Annotated in this window: 1 protein-coding gene; it reads right to left on the minus strand. The window is 63.1% G+C overall.

Annotated features, from left to right (window positions below):
* On the minus strand, window positions 1–320 hold a 320-nt coding region (locus tag IO33_RS0142235; RefSeq protein ID WP_245236080.1), incomplete at both ends, for a lipase family protein.

Below are 320 nucleotides of genomic sequence, written 5' to 3' on the forward strand. Positions count from 1 at the left end.
AGCCCGGGGTGATGGGCGGCAGCTGGTTGGTGCGGAAAGTGACGTCGGCACCCTTCTCGCACCACTCGCCGGCGAGCTGCCGCACCTGGTCGTACGGGATGGTGTCGTCGTTGATGCCGCTGGTCACGAACACCGGACTCGCTGGTGTGAGCGTGCCGATGCGTTGTTCCTCGAAGATGGGAGCAGCTTCGGGAATGGTGTCGAGGTTCTCGAGTAGAGACTTGCCGTCCCTGGTGAGCGAGCTGGTGCGCAGGAACGGCTGCTGGAAGATGACATCACCGATGCACTCTGTTCCCAGCCGATCGAGCATTGCCTGTCCC

The sequence above is a fragment of the Streptomyces durhamensis genome, assembly GCF_000725475.1.
GTDB lineage: Bacteria > Actinomycetota > Actinomycetes > Streptomycetales > Streptomycetaceae > Streptomyces > Streptomyces filipinensis.